Origin of the sequence: Epilithonimonas sp. (assembly GCF_036780765.1) — a bacterium.
Taxonomy (GTDB): domain Bacteria; phylum Bacteroidota; class Bacteroidia; order Flavobacteriales; family Weeksellaceae; genus Epilithonimonas.
This window is the reverse complement of record NZ_DAIQCG010000002.1, coordinates 523,543-537,893: the sequence shown is the minus strand read 5'-3', so window position 1 is coordinate 537,893 and position 14,351 is coordinate 523,543. Positions and strand designations below refer to the sequence as shown.

Here is a 14,351-nt window from a genome sequence, read left to right as displayed (position 1 = left end):
CAACAAATTTACTAAATTTTTGCGGACTAATGTTTAAAGGAGTGATTTATTGCAGTAAATATACATGATATTTATCAGACTTTTTTATCGATAAACTGGCAGAGACAATTTGAGTTTTACATCTTGATTATCAACCGGTTCTTCCAAGAACTCTTCCATTAGCTGACCGTTTCTCAAAGTATCTTTTTTAGCCTTTTTCAAAAGCTCCTGAATATTTTTCACACGGTTGTTATAATTCCCCTGATAATAGATGTAATAAACTTTGGAAGCGTTGAGTGTTTGGAAACTGAAATTGTTATCGCTCACAGAAATCCTTTTCGACAATGGAACACCATAGAAATAAGACACTTCTTTATCTTTCAGGTTAGCTGGATTAGTAAGCATCACGGGCATCCCAAATTCATCATCTTTTTTTCCTAAATCAGATTTCACATAATTCACCACTTTTCCGTGATTCATTATAACGTTTTTGAAAAGAATATCTTTGGTATTTCTGGTGCTGACATTGACACCTAAAAGCAATTCTCCCTCTCTATTTTCAACCATAATACTGTCGTATTTGATTGAGGCTAATTTCTGATCTCTATCAACTTTGTTCCCTAATAACTGATAAAGATTCTTCATACTCTTATCAATATTCTCTACGAAAAAATCTTCAGCAATCAGATTCAAGGATCGTTCCAGATAATCTCTTTTTGGTGTGTGGATGTTCCAGAATAATTTGGTTTTTTCTCCGTTAGGAACAAATTTAACATCAATCAAATATGGATTAGCACTATCACCATCGAAAAGCTGATACCGCAACGTTCGATTGACATTAGAATATCGAATGAACAAATCGCCCAATTTGTTATTTTTTTTATCAAAAAAGTTCATTGCACTTCCAAGACCTTCGTAAGGTGTGAAAAATGAGTAAGCCAGATCCTCCTTGCCAGAAAAAAAATCGTTCCAAGCTACAAAATTTTGAAGATTATTGAACTGTGGAAAAACTTTGTCAACAGGATAATTGATTTCTGATTGATGGGTAAAACTTTTGCTTTCATCCACAAAATTCATGGACACAGAATAGATTCCGAAAAGACAAAATGATATAATTAAAATAAATTTGAGCCAGCGCATTGTTTATTAAATAAAGAATTAGAAAGGATATCCGATCGCAAAATTGACAGTAGGTTGCAAAGGTTTTATCTCCCTTACAACCCAACGGCTACCTTTCGGACGGTTAGGATCGTGCATTTTGTAAGCAAAATCAAGTCTGAGATTGACATAAGCGATATTCATCCTAATCCCAAAACCACTACCTACACCCATTTGAGAAATGAATTTTTTGAATTTAAATTGATCGCCATATCCATTGTCTTTTAGCCCCCAAATATTCCCAGCATCCGTAAACAAAGCTGCTTCGAACATATTGGTTAAAGGTAGACGATATTCTATACTGGTCGTCAATTTCACATTATCCATCGCATAAGAACGAACTCTCTCGTCTAACTGAGAATCTGCAGGACCTAGACCTCCAAACGCTACCCATGCTCTGATATCGTTGGCTCCACCATTGAAATAGGAACGGATAAAAGGCATTGTTGAAGAATTACCATAAGGAATTCCTATTCCCACAAGTTGTCTGAATGCTAATGTATGCGGTTTCGTTCTGTCATTAAAGAATGTGAAATATTTTTTGAAATCAAAATCAAATTTGATGAACTGAGAATATGGAATTTTGAATATCGTTTTAGCATTACCAAAAACAACTCCATCTTCTTTTTCTTTTTTAGTTAAAAGGCTAAGTGTATTACCTGCAAACTCAACTTTTCCACTGAAAAACATTGGATTGCTATATTCTTTTTTCCCAATCTCGTTATAAATGAAGTTATAAATAATTGATGAAATAATAACATCTTGTGTCTGTCTATCTTTATTAAGCAGAGACTGTCGGAAAGCATTAAGAATATCCTGATCACCGGATGAAATTGATGATAAAAACGCCTGATCGTTTACAATCATTCTGGAAATCTGGTCATAAGATATTCCTGAATTAACAACACCTGGATTCCAGTCATCATACCAATCAAAAACAGCTAATCTAATCAAATCTTCAGCAGGAAAATATTCGTAGTAACGTTCTTTATTTTGAGTTAAACTTAATTGAGTATTAAATAAGCTTAATCTATGCTGAACTCTTCCCTCATCAACATTCGCAGAATAATTAAGTCCTGCATTGAAGTTGATTCTTCCCAGACCAATGTTATTCTGAACAGAGGCTCCTAAGTTGATACTTGTTATTGGCGAATATCTTTTCGGGATGACTTTATAATATTTTTTAAAAGGCACCAACAATCTTGGAAACTGAAGCGATGCCTGAGCCGATAATTCATAAGCATTGAAAACAGCATCAGGATTTTTAGGATCTTTAGTTGTTCCAATTACTCCCGAAAAACTTGTCACGAGATTTTCCGCACCGCCAAAAACATTTCTTGTAGTCAAATCTACAGAAGGTGAGAAACCAAAATTCAGAATCTGAGAATAATGAATATCTGTTGCGATATTGAACTCGTATTTTGGCAAAGGTCTCAGAACATATTCAACATCAATAATACTATCTCTTTCCGCAGCTGTTCCTTCTTTACGTAAAAAATCGGCAGCTTTCAGAATCGTAAAATTATTCATTGAAATCAAATTCCTTCTTGTTAAATCAAGATTTGATTGTTTGTAAACATCGCCAGGTTTTAAGATAATTGGCAACCAAAGTGCATTAGCTTTATAAGTACTGTCTCTTCTGAAAATATTGATTCCGCGGATACTATCTTTTAATGGGAGTTTATCTGCATTATTCAGATTGTTAGCTACAGAAACTGTAATTTTCCCAATCGTAGCTTTTCTGTAAGGCGTTCCAATAGAATCTTTAATAATATTCATCACCAAAGGAACATTCTTTCTGCTTTGCAAAGAATCAGCAACAAAATAAATATCCTGATTATCATTATTGAATTTATAATAACCTTCTTCTTTCATCAAGTCATTAATCCTTGTAATTTCTTTCTCCAAAACAGTTTCATCCAGAATTTGTCCTTTTCTTACAAGACTTTTGGTCAATTGTGATTCGTAAACTTTTCTGATATTTTGATCTGGAATATTATAGAAATAATCTTTGGTATAAGTTGGATCTTTGTGGGTAATGACATACTCTACCTCTGCTTTTTTTGCAGCAGAATCTCTTTTTATATTAGTCGCAACTTCAGCATCCCAATAACCATGATTAATTAATCTATTGTTAATACTTTTCGCACTTTGTTTTGTTTTTGCGTCGCTATAAATAACCGGAGCTTGTCCTACAGTATGAAAAAATCGATTCCAAAATAAATTTTTCCCTACAAATTCCGGATGATCAAATTTTCTAAAAAGAGAATCCCTCAGCTTCTGATTTCTCATTTCGCTGGGATAGGTCATATACTCTTTTAAAATTGTATCGTATTTAGGATTAGCCATATTGTAAAGACCAACACCCAAAGGAAAAACTAAAAGTGTTTTTTTATTAGGTTTTTGAGCTACAAGGTCTGGGATTTCGTCAGAGAAAATTTTACCGTCTGTGTATTCGAATTTGTTGGCAGTCAACAGATACTCACCTTCAGGAACTTTTTTTGTCACATTACATGCATACAAAAACACACTGAACATTGCAGAGTAATAAAATATATGATATTTTTGAAAATATTTGTTGATATGCTTACGGCTCATACTATAAAGACTATACAATCTCTGGACAAAAAGAAATACAGGCAAAAATACAATTTGTTTTTAGTTGAAGGTAATAAAATCATAAAAGAACTACCAAATTCTGATTATGAAATTAGCGACCTATATTCCATCGATCCTGAGATATTAAATATAAAAACGGCAAACGAAACAAAAATCTTGCCCGCTGAACTCAAAAAAATCAGCTTTTTACAAACTCCGAAAGATTCTGTAGCAGTTTGCAAAATTCCTGAGAATAAAATCTTGAAAGATGTTTCGATTCAATTGGTTTTGGACGGAATTCAGGATCCTGGAAATTTGGGAACAATCATCAGATTGGCAGATTGGTTTGGGATAGAACAGATTATTTGCAGTAATGATACTGTGGATGTTTACAATCCAAAAGTGATCCAAGCAACGATGGGCTCTTTCCTAAGAGTGAATGTGTGTTATGTTGATTTGGAAAATTATCTCTCAACTTATGAGTATCCAATACTTGGAACCGATATGGATGGAGAGAATATTTATAAAATCGAATTCCCAGAAAAATTCTCCTTGGTTTTCGGAAATGAAGGAAACGGACTGAGAGCTTCTACAGAAAATTTAATTACTAAAATGATTACAATCCCAAGATTTGGGAAAAATCAATCTACTGAAAGCCTGAATGTCTCTATGTCAACAGGAATTATTCTGGGAGAAATTTTCTCTAAAAAATAAAAAATTGATTTATAACTAAATCAATTTTTCTAAGCTACTTGCTGTTTTATTTCTCTGGTACTCGTCCAGTTTTTTTCGTACAAATCTAAGAGCATAAGGTGCAACATATATCAATGCAAGTCCCAGTACTTTTCTTTTCCAATTTTTATTCATCACGCTTTTTTTTGCAAAATTACCCACCAAAGATACAACTCCCATTTTAATTGTGGTCTCCAACAATCCAGAAGATAAAGTATCGTTTGCCAAACTCATCACATTTTTTTTAGATGCGGATTCTTTTAAACTAGATGATATTTCTCTCATAATATTTTGAGTATTCAAAGAAAGTTCGTTTTTACCTTCTACATTTTGAGTTTCTTTCAAGAATTTATCTGTAAAACCGTGCGTCAAAATTCCCAAGCTTTCTTTTTTACTTTTGAAGGTCAGAATATCTTCCAACTCTCCTATCTCTTGTTTCAGAAGTCTTTTTTCGCTTCTCAACTCATCTAAGTTAGTGTATTTAGTCGCCATAATTATTTTTTTAGAAAGTCAATAACTTGGTTTGCCACAATGGTTACAATTTTTTTCTTCATCAGAAAAACGATTATCATCAATACAAAATAGAATCCTGCAACAATCAAAAATCCGTGTGCGGCATTACCTAAAGATTGTCCAATGAGAAATGCAATTCCGAAATTGAATAAGATAATGAAGAAAGAAAATGCAATCAATAATATAGATAGAAATGCAATAATTCCCGCTGAAAGTGACGATTTTTCCGTGAACTGGAGTTTGATCAAATCCAGACGCTTGGTCGTATAATCTTTTATAATATCAATCATAAGAATCTTATTAGTTTTAAAATTACACAATTATTTACAAAAAAAGGAATTTAGAAACTAAATTCCTTTTTATAACTATATTAGATTAGGCTATTTCAAACCGTCTAATTCTGTTTCTACATCTTTTACAACATCAGAAGTTTTGGAAACAATCTGATCTTTGTATTTATCATAGCTTTCTTTTACTGTAGAAGCTACATTTTGAGCTGTTTCTTTAAATGTTGAAGACAATGAGTTATATTTATCTTTCACATTGTGAGAAACATCAGAATAAGCATCTTTTACTTTTTCAGAAGTTTTGCCATACTCATCTACAGCTTTATCCTTCAAGTCATTTGCTTTTTCTCTGATTTTTTTTCTTGTTTCTTTACCTTCTTCCGGAGCATAAAGTAATCCTAATATAACTCCTGTTGCAGCTCCTGCTAACAATGCTGCTAATACTGCTGCTGAATTTGATTTTTTTGACATTATTTATAATTTTTAGTTTATTGTAAATTCGATTTGATGATTCTAAATTTACAACTAAAATGCCAAAGAAAAAATAAAGGTCTTAAAATTTTGTTAAAACTTTTTGATATAGGACAAAATCAACTCAATCGTCTCTTCTTTGTTGATATTGGTATTATCAATTAAAATTGCATCATCTGCTTGTTTAAGGGGAGAAACTTCTCTTTCACTGTCAATCTTATCACGAGAGATTAGATTTTGTTTCACAGTTTCCACATCTGTCTTTTCACCTGCCAATTCTAATTCCAAGAAACGTCTTCTGGCACGCTCATCCTGACTTGCTGTCATAAAAAATTTGTAATCTGCATTAGGCAAGACAACTGTTCCGATATCTCTGCCATCCATTATCACACCGCCTTTTTCAGCAATATCTCGTTGAGTCTTCAATAGAAAATTACGAACATCAGCTTCTTTCGCAACCTGACTTACATTATCTGAAACTTGTGGAAAACGGATTTCTTTATCGATATTTTTTCCATTAAGAAACAAAATCAGTTCTCCATCAATATTTTGAAATTCTAAATTGATATTAGGAAGAGAAGAAATTAATTTTTGCAAATCAATATTACCATCACGATCAGCACAATTCTGAATAGCATAAAAAGTAATACCTCTGTAAAGCGCACCTGTATCCATATGGATAAGACCTAATCTTTTGGCGATGATTTTAGAAATCGAACTTTTTCCTGTGGATGAAAAGCCATCGATAGCAATTACCGGTTTTTTTGTCATAGTGCAAAGGTAATGAGTATGTCAAAAAAATAAAAATTAAATATTGTAGAAAATTAAAGTAAAGTATTTTATCTCCTATTTCCACCAAGCTGTATCAAATCCATTGTAAGACCCAACATATTGACATTGGAAGCATTGTGGTAACGCATATGAGAATAATCGAATCGGAAAGATGAAATCTTCAAACTGAAACCTGCAGACAAACCTGTAAAACTTCTTTGATCCAAAACTGCCAACTCTCCTCCTCTCTTGACATTATATCCGAATCTGATGTTGAAAGCCTGACCAGGGAATAATTCTGCACCAAAAGATAAGTGATCAAGAACTTTCCTACCAAATTTAGTTTCCTGCCCATTAATATCTGTAGCAGCTGAAATGTTGAATTGTTGAAGATCGTGCACAGTTACCGTCAAGGCTGCCGGAAATTCGTCCAAAATTTTGGTATAACCCAGATCCACACGGAAAGGCAACCTTTCTCTCACACCATTATAAGGTTTGATTTGATAACCAAAATTCCTGAATACCAAAGCTAAAGTTTCATTAGTTTTGTCAAAATAGTAAGTCACACCAGCTGTTGCAGTAACAGCAGATGATGTATAAGTATCTATTTTTGAAGTTACAAAATTTCCATTGATTCCTATCGTCCAATTATCTTCAAACTGATAAGCATAACCTACACCAACCGAAGCATCCATCGCAGAAAAATCACCATTGATAACAGAATTCTCATCCGTTCTTGGCATACTTCCATAATCCATATATCTTGCACTTAAGGATGCTAAATGTCCCTCACCCAAATCACGAACATAATTAACGCTTCCAATTTTGGTATCTGCCAGATAAGAAGCATAATTGATGGACAACATTTTATCCATCTCAAGATTCATAAGTGCTGGATTGGCTGCAGTGAAATTAACATCATAATCCCGAACAGAAATAGCATCTCCCAAAACTGCCTGTCTTGGAGAAATTGGAATATTAAGAAACTGATAAACCGAGGTTCCCGTTTGAGAGAAAACCACACTGGAAATTGCGATAAAAAAAAGATTGTAAAACTTCTTCAACACTGTCTTTTGGCTTTGCAAAAATAATCTATTTTGATGCGTATCAAAATTTTTGAACTACTATCTTTTTCATTAACGTAATTCTTTTGCTTTCATTATATTTGCACAGTCAAAATTTGAAATAAAAATCAAAAAGTAATTACCAGCTAGATGAAATATAAAAGAATCCTTCTGAAATTGAGTGGTGAAGCACTTATGGGAGAACGCCAATACGGCATCGATAACGACAGACTGAAAGAATATGCAGTCGAAATCAAAAAAGTAGTAGATAAAGGCTGCGAAGTAGCGATTGTTATCGGTGGTGGAAATATTTTCAGAGGATTAGCCGGAGCTGCAAAAGGAATGGACCGCGTTCAGGGAGATTATATGGGAATGTTGGCAACGGTTATCAACGGAATGGCTCTACAAGGCGCTTTGGAAGATGCCGGAATTATGACCAGATTACAATCCGCCATCGAAATGGATAAAGTAGCTGAACCTTTCATCAAAAGAAAAGCAGTTCGCCATTTGGAAAAAGGACGTGTTGTCATCTTCGGAGCAGGAACAGGTAATCCATATTTCACAACAGATACTGCTGCAACACTGAGAGCAATCGAAATTGATGCTGATGTAATCTTAAAAGGAACCAGAGTGGACGGAATCTACGACAGCGATCCTGAAAAAAATGCAGACGCAGTGAAATTTAATAGTCTATCTTTCGACGAGGTTTTTGAAAAAAATCTGAAAGTAATGGATATGACAGCTTTCACTTTGAGCCACGAAAACAAATTGCCAATCATCGTTTTTGATATGAATAAAGAAGGTAATCTGGAAAAATTGGTAGACGGAGAAAATATCGGAACCTTAGTTAACGTTTAAATGAGGATTGATTTTTGATATTTGATTCCTAAAACATTTATCAATTATAATTCATCATTCATAAAATATGTGTCAATTATCAAATTTTAAATATACAATGGAAGAATTAGAACTCATTGTAGCATCGGTAAAGCAAGAGATGGATGCTGCAATCAAGCATTTGGATCACGCTTTTCAAAAGATTAGAGCTGGTCGTGCTTCTACAGCTATGGTACAGGATGTAATGGTAGAATATTATGGAGCGCCTACTCCACTTAGTCAAGTTGCCAACGTTTCTGTGGTAGATGCAATGACGCTTTCTATCCAGCCTTGGGACAGAACAGCTTTGGGAGCAATTGGAAAAGGAATCATCAACTCCAACCTTGGATTTGCACCGTCTAACAATGGCGATGTCATCATCATCAACGTTCCACCTTTAACAGAGGAAAGAAGACGTGACCTTGCAAAACAGGCAAAAGGCGAAACTGATCAAACCAAAGTGACTATCAGAAACGCAAGACAAGAAGGTAACAAAGAACTGAAAAGATTAGAGGGTGTTGCAGAAGATCTTATCAAAGGGGTTGAAAAAGACATCCAGGATTTGACAGATGCTTATGTTAAAAAAGCTGACGAACTTTTAAAAATCAAAGAAGCGGAAATCTTGAAAGTTTAAATTTTCTCTTCTCCAAAAAAATAAAGCCTCGTTTCATTAATTTGGAACGGGGCTTTTTGTATCCTATTTTTTTTATAAATATTTTTTTGGCTACAGCAACAAAATCAATAAACTATTTGTTAGGAATATCCTGATGAAAATTATGGTAAGTGATGTAGAGATCATAGAAATAGATATCTTCATCAATGTACTTTTTTAGCGCCTGCTTATCTGCATAAGCTCCAGCATAAAAATGTTGCTGTGCCAAATGTGGATTGTAGTTTTCTTTGGAGATTAATACAGTTGAAGGCACATAAGCTTTCAACGTTTCGTTCTGTTTCAAATGTAATTCTATTGCCATAATTTTGTGATTTGGTATTAGCTACATATCAGAATGTATGCCATCTTAGCCCGCTCAATATTAAAAAGATTATAACAAATAGATTTTCAAATGCTGTCTTTGTGAGATTTTTTCTTTCCAAAGTATCTGTTATATTTAAACAACATAATTCCATTAAAAAATGTCTGCCCTATTTACATATTTTGCTATACTTTGCAACTTTCTCAATTTAGTTATTAGATTAGATTACAGAAATTATAGTAAACTTGGTTTCGCAGTTTTTCCTTTGGATGCTTATAAATTCTGTTCCTTTAAATTATCAAAGCAAAAATTTATCTTTTTAAGTCATGTTGTGTTATAAAAAACCCCTCAATAAATTGAGAGGTTTTAACATTATATTTAAACACTCAGTATTCTGAGTCAATATTTTTATATTTCGGTATTCAGATCCCAATTTTCAAGATAATCATTCACATGTTTCAGGAACATTCCGCCTAAACTTCCGTCCACTACTCTATGGTCGTAAGAATGCGACATAAACATCTTCTGACGAATCGCAATCACATCTCCAAATTCCGTCTCGATAACTGCTGGTTTTTTAACAATAGCACCAACTGCCAATATTGCAACTTGAGGCTGTGGAATAATCGGCGTTCCCATAAGGTTTCCGAAAGTTCCAACATTCGAAATTGTATAAGTTGCACCTTGTGTATCTGCCGGAGTCAATTTTTTATTACGTGCTCTGTAAGCCAAATCGTTGATTGCTTTTGCTAATCCTGACAAACTCAACTGGTCAGCATTTTTGATAACAGGAACAATTAGATTTCCGTCTGGAAGAGCTGTCGCCATTCCGATATTGATATTTTTCTTTTTGATGATTTTGTCGCCATCCACAGAAACATTGATCATTGGAAAATCCTGAATCGCTTTTACAACCGCACGAATGAAAATCGGCATAAAAGTCAGTTTTTCTCCATCTCTTTTTTGGTAAGAATTTTTGTTAGCATTTCTCCAAGACACCACATTGGTCACATCGGTTTCGATAAATGATGTTACATGTGGCGAAGTATGTTTGCTATTAACCATCGCATCTGCAATGATTTTACGAACTCTGTCCATTTGGATAATCTCATCACCATCGTTGAGCTGTAGAGTTGGAGGACTTGAGGTTTTTTGAGTTTGAGTTTGAGTTTCTTGTTTAACAGGATTTTCTATCTCTTTAACACTAATACTCTCTGACTTAGAACCTCTGTTTTTCACAAATCCAAAAATATCTTCTTTTGTAATTCTACCTTCTAAACCACTTCCTTTAATCGTTTTAAGTTCAGATTCTGTGATATTTTCCTGCAGAATAACAGACTTTACCAAAGGCGACAAATACAAATCTGAGTTTTGAGTACTGCTAGAATTATCAGAAAAATTGCTCAATGGTTGCTCCAAAACTTTCACAACTTCTGGCTCAGGCTGAACAATTTGGTCTTTAACTTCCTCATAAGACTTGGGTTCAGGTGTTTCAGAATCCTGAGAACCGCCTTCCGTTTCCAAAATCGCAATGGCTTCTCCTATTTTTGCAACTTCGTCTTTCTGTTTAAGGATTTTGATGATTTTTCCAGACACTGGTGTTGGGACATCCGAGTCTACTTTATCCGTTGCAATTTCCACAACAGATTCGTCTTCTTTTATAAAATCGCCTTCATTAAACAGCCAGCTGATAATTGTAGCTTCCATAACTCCTTCGCCCATACTCGGGAGCAATAGTTTATATTCTGCCATTATTTTGATTTTTTGAATTTTCCCAAAAGTACATTTTTTTTTATTAATTATACAATTCTATATTTTTAAAATTAATAAGCCTTGATTTTTTATAAATTTGATAATCAAAATTTTTAGAATCAGACAATGAATATTTACTTAAGTGCCATCATTCACATCAAAGAAAACTCGATGATGGATGCCATCGAATTATTAAAAAAACTAGTTATAGAAACCCGCAAAGAAAAAGGCTGCATCCAATACGACCTCTTCGAAGATCATAGAAACAAAGGTGTATTTTTCATCCATGAAACTTGGGAAAGTAATGAAGACTTGCAACAACATCAGGTTTCCGACCATATGTTGAAATTCCGTGAGAGTATAGCTTCATTATTAGATAATCCAAATATAGTCTATATTGGAAACAAACTTTTTTAATTTAAAAATCAACAACAAAACAATATTTATTTTAACAAAAAAGCAATTATTTTAAATTTGTTTATGTTTTATTTATAAAAAAAGAAAAATTTTAATATTTTTGCTAATCTATAATAAATTTTAATATGAAGATAAATCAACTTACTAAATCCGCTGGGATTGGCGTCTTTTTCTTATTTGCCAATCTTAGCGCACAATCCAATGAACAAGCTATCCGAAGCTTTATCAAAACTGATACTTCTTTCCGAAATATTTCTAATGCAGATTTTAAAATTCAGAGCGAAGATAAATCCAATAGTTTAAAAGCTGAAATTGTAAACATACAACAGTATTACAATAATACTCCTATTTACAAGTCATTAGCTAAGGCAGTTATAAGAGAAGGTAAAGTTCTTTCGTTGAATAATAATTTCAGACAAATTGGAAGCAATAGTATTGTTGCTGACAAGATAGATAAATCCGAAGCACTATCTACGGCATTAAGATCTGCAGATATCAAAGATAGCGGTTTTGAACTTTTGGATGAAAATAATGGAGATCTTATCAATCTTCCGGATAATAAAGTAGCAAGTATCCGTTTTTATTTTGAAAGAAACAACAGCTTGATTCCTGCTCAGTTATTCTTCATTAATCAGTCTAAAGAAAATAAATTTTACGGAATCCTTGTAAGTCTAACCGACGGAGAAATTCTGGAAAAAAATAATATGATTGACGAGTGTCAATTTGAAGATAACCATTTCGCTGGTGACGTAGAATCAACATCAAATCATCTTTTAACACATTTTAACACTTCTGTTACAAACAAAGCTCACGCTAAAGTAGCGACTGACGCTTCTTACAATGTATTTCCTTTTCCTGTAGAAGCTCCAACTTTTGGTTCTAGAACAATAGTTACAAATCCTTGGGATTTGACAGCTTCTCCAGAAGGTTGGCATTCTAATGGAACTTCCAATTTCACAAATACCTACGGTAATAACGTATTAGCTTATGTCGATAATAACGCATCTAACTCTGCAGGATTTTCTCCCGTAAGCAGTACAACCGGAAGCCTAACTTTTGATTTCCCATTTGCAGAATCTGCAACTTTAAGCGCCTATGACAACAGAGCATCAGCAGTTACTAATTTGTTTTACGCCAACAACATGATTCACGATATCATGTATAAGTTTGGTTTTACAGAAAGTACTAGAAACTTCCAATCCAATAATTTCGGAAAAGGAGGCGCTGGTAATGATGCCGTAAGAGCTGAGGCTTATGATGGCAGCGGATATAATAACGCTAATTTTGCTTCTGGTTATGAGATACTTAACGGAAATGGAACATATACAACTCAAGCTCCAAGAATGCAAATGTATCTTTGGAACTCTGGTGTAACCTTGAAACAAAGATTATTTTACACAGATCCAACATTAGCAACAAGACCTGCCGTCAATACAGGCTCTGCTAATTTTGGAAAAATGCTAATGGAAACAGGTATTACTGGAGATATAGTTATTCCTCCAGTCTCAACAGGCTGTACAACATTAACTGCAGGAAGTCTTACTGGAAAAATAGCAATGGTGAATACCACTGGGTGTGCATATAATGTAAAAGCAAAAACATTACAAGACGCAGGGGCAATAGGAATGATCGTTCATAGAACCACTTCTAATACTGTAACAAATATCAGTGTTTCCAATGTAACCAATGTTTCTATTCCTTCTATTATGATTCCCAAAGATGAAGGAGATTTTATTACGGATGAGCTTACAGCAGGAAGAACAGTAAATGTTAATCTTAAAGACCTTGGAGTTGGTTACAAAAATTCAAGTTTTGACAATGGCGTTATGATTCATGAATATGGTCACGGCGTATCAAATAGATTGACTGGTCAAGGTTACAGCTGTTTGACAAACTTAGAACAAATGGGTGAAGGCTGGTCTGACTTTTTAGCATTAATGTTAACAAACACCCCTAATTACACATCAACTACAGGCAGGGGAATTGCAACATACTCTAGCAATACTCCACCTACAGCTTTAGGTATTAGAAGCTACCGTTACACAACCGATATGACTTCTAACCCGTTCACATACGCTGATACAAATTCTACAGGCGGTCAACCACACGCAGTTGGACAGATTTGGGCAACAATGCTTTGGGATCTTCATTGGAAAATGGCAGAAAAGTACGGGTATAACTACGATATCACAGCTGACATGAATTCTGGTAGCGCAAAAGCACTTCAGTTAGTAATGGATGGTTTAAAGTTACAACCTTGTAATCCTAATTTCGTATCTGGTAGAGATGCTATTTTGGAAGCAGATCAATTAACTGGCGGTACTGACAATTGCTTGATTTGGAATGTTTTCGCAAGAAGAGGATTAGGCCTTAACGCCTCTGCTGGTACAGCTGCAAGTATTTCCGATCAGGTGGAAGATTTCTCAGTTCCTGCAGGATGTGTATTGGGTACAGAAGATATTGCTAAAAATAAAGCATTCGGAATCTATCCAAATCCAGCTAAAGGAGAATTCTTTATCAAAACAACACCAACTGTTGGAAACAACACGATCAAAGTAGATGTTCTTGATATGAACGGAAAATTAGTTAAGTCTCTTGAGAGAAAGAAAAATAGTTCTGAATCTATTTCTACAAAAGGTCTAATCAAAGGAACTTATCTTGTAGTGATTACAGAAAACGGAAAATCTAATGCTGAGAAGTTAATCGTAGAATAACTCTTAGATATTTTCAAAATTACAAAACCTTTTCAGTATTTCCTG

14 protein-coding genes are annotated in these 14,351 nt (G+C 34.1%); 5 read left to right on the top strand and 9 right to left on the bottom strand.

The window, feature by feature from the left end; all coding sequences use genetic code 11:
* Positions 1-84 precede the first annotated feature (84 nt).
* Both V7P73_RS05935 and tamL read right to left on the bottom strand, forming a co-directional pair.
* Positions 85-1,056, bottom strand: a complete 972-nt coding sequence (locus tag V7P73_RS05935; protein ID WP_333852006.1) for a polyketide cyclase — start codon at positions 1,054-1,056, stop codon at positions 85-87.
* 81 nt (positions 1,057-1,137) lie between these two features.
* On the bottom strand, positions 1,138-3,735 hold the full coding sequence (gene tamL, locus V7P73_RS05930) for a translocation and assembly module lipoprotein TamL (RefSeq protein WP_333852005.1): 2,598 nt from the start codon (positions 3,733-3,735) through the stop codon (positions 1,138-1,140).
* Here tamL and V7P73_RS05925 point away from each other — a divergent pair.
* Complete coding sequence (locus V7P73_RS05925) at positions 3,721-4,449, top strand: TrmH family RNA methyltransferase (protein ID WP_333852004.1); 729 nt, start codon at positions 3,721-3,723, stop codon at positions 4,447-4,449. The genes tamL and V7P73_RS05925 overlap by 15 nt on opposite strands.
* A 15-nt stretch (positions 4,450-4,464) precedes the next feature.
* Here V7P73_RS05925 and V7P73_RS05920 read toward each other — a convergent pair whose 3' ends face one another.
* From V7P73_RS05920 to porQ, 5 genes are all read right to left on the bottom strand, one after another.
* Entirely contained in the window at positions 4,465-4,959 is a 495-nt protein-coding gene (locus V7P73_RS05920) for a phosphoribosyl-ATP pyrophosphatase (RefSeq protein WP_333852003.1), read from the bottom strand.
* 2 nt (positions 4,960-4,961) lie between these two features.
* Positions 4,962-5,270 (bottom strand): phage holin family protein, encoded by a 309-nt coding sequence (locus tag V7P73_RS05915; RefSeq protein ID WP_333852002.1) that lies wholly within the window; start codon positions 5,268-5,270, stop codon positions 4,962-4,964.
* Positions 5,271-5,360: 90 nt separating this feature from the next.
* Positions 5,361-5,738 carry a YtxH domain-containing protein gene (locus tag V7P73_RS05910; RefSeq protein ID WP_333852001.1) on the bottom strand — a complete coding sequence of 126 codons (378 nt, stop codon included), beginning with the start codon at positions 5,736-5,738 and terminating at the stop codon, positions 5,361-5,363.
* 93 nt (positions 5,739-5,831) lie between these two features.
* Positions 5,832-6,509 (bottom strand): (d)CMP kinase, encoded by a 678-nt coding sequence (cmk, locus tag V7P73_RS05905; RefSeq protein WP_333852000.1) that lies wholly within the window; start codon positions 6,507-6,509, stop codon positions 5,832-5,834.
* Positions 6,510-6,577: 68 nt separating this feature from the next.
* On the bottom strand, positions 6,578-7,576 hold the full coding sequence (gene porQ / locus V7P73_RS05900) for a type IX secretion system protein PorQ (RefSeq protein WP_442896959.1): 999 nt from the start codon (positions 7,574-7,576) through the stop codon (positions 6,578-6,580).
* 147 nt (positions 7,577-7,723) lie between these two features.
* Between porQ and pyrH the strand changes: the two genes are divergently transcribed.
* The gene (gene pyrH / locus V7P73_RS05895; protein WP_333851998.1) at positions 7,724-8,431 is read left to right on the top strand and encodes a UMP kinase; all 708 of its coding nucleotides are present in this window, start codon (positions 7,724-7,726) and stop codon (positions 8,429-8,431) included.
* A gap of 97 nt (positions 8,432-8,528) precedes the next feature.
* Positions 8,529-9,083: a ribosome recycling factor gene (gene frr, locus V7P73_RS05890; RefSeq protein WP_333851997.1), complete on the top strand. Its 555-nt coding sequence runs from the start codon at positions 8,529-8,531 to the stop codon at positions 9,081-9,083.
* A 112-nt stretch (positions 9,084-9,195) separates the two neighbouring features.
* On the opposite strand, the gene V7P73_RS05885 is transcribed toward frr, so the two are convergent.
* Positions 9,196-9,423, bottom strand: a complete 228-nt coding sequence (locus V7P73_RS05885) for a hypothetical protein (protein WP_333851996.1) — start codon at positions 9,421-9,423, stop codon at positions 9,196-9,198.
* Between the two features lie 408 nt (positions 9,424-9,831).
* Positions 9,832-11,175 (bottom strand): dihydrolipoamide acetyltransferase family protein, encoded by a 1,344-nt coding sequence (locus V7P73_RS05880; protein WP_333851995.1) that lies wholly within the window; start codon positions 11,173-11,175, stop codon positions 9,832-9,834.
* Positions 11,176-11,301: 126 nt separating this feature from the next.
* On the opposite strand from V7P73_RS05880, the gene V7P73_RS05875 reads away from it, so the two are divergent.
* Both V7P73_RS05875 and V7P73_RS05870 read left to right on the top strand, forming a co-directional pair.
* The gene (locus V7P73_RS05875) at positions 11,302-11,592 is read left to right on the top strand and encodes a putative quinol monooxygenase (RefSeq protein ID WP_333851994.1); all 291 of its coding nucleotides are present in this window, start codon (positions 11,302-11,304) and stop codon (positions 11,590-11,592) included.
* 125 nt (positions 11,593-11,717) lie between these two features.
* Positions 11,718-14,306 (top strand): T9SS-dependent M36 family metallopeptidase, encoded by a 2,589-nt coding sequence (locus tag V7P73_RS05870; protein ID WP_333851993.1) that lies wholly within the window; start codon positions 11,718-11,720, stop codon positions 14,304-14,306.
* Positions 14,307-14,351 lie beyond the last annotated feature (45 nt).